The organism is Acinetobacter sp. 226-1 (assembly GCF_030329325.1).
Taxonomy (GTDB): domain Bacteria; phylum Pseudomonadota; class Gammaproteobacteria; order Pseudomonadales; family Moraxellaceae; genus Acinetobacter; species Acinetobacter sichuanensis.
In genome coordinates, this window is sequence record NZ_JACANU010000073.1 from 1 (window position 1) to 504 (window position 504).

General features: G+C 35.9%; 1 protein-coding gene. It reads left to right on the forward strand.

Annotated elements, in window-relative coordinates:
• Positions 1-9: 9 nt before the first annotated feature.
• Positions 10-504, forward strand: a 495-nt coding sequence (locus tag HX124_RS18230; protein WP_286418753.1) for an ATP-binding protein, incomplete at its 3' end; no start/stop codon positions are given.

Consider the following 504-nt stretch of genomic DNA (forward strand, 5'->3'; position numbering starts at 1 on the left):
TATAATATTATGAACACAGACAAAACAGTAGAACAACTGAAAAATCTACGACTTACAGCTATGGCTAATCGTTACCAAGTGGCTTGTCAACTACCGGTTCACGAGCAACAAAACATTCATGAACTATTAGCTAATATGGCACAGGCTGAAATAGAATATAGGGAAGAAACTAAAACCAAGAGGCTTTTAAAGGCAAGTAAGTTGCGTTATACTGCTTTACCTGAACAGATCATATGCAATGAGGAACGTGGGCTGACAAGAGAACAAATTTTAAGACTTTCTGATACTCTTTTTTTAGAAAAAGCTGAAAACATACTCATTACTGGGGCTACTGGATGTGGTAAAAGCCTCCTTGCTTGGGCTATCGGTAGGTCAGCTTGTATGTTAGGTTATAGAACAGTTTATTTTAGTATGAGTAAGTTCATTGAAAACTTAGCACAGACAAGATTAGACGGGACTTATCTTAAATGGATAAAATTCATCTCTAATCAACACGTATTAATA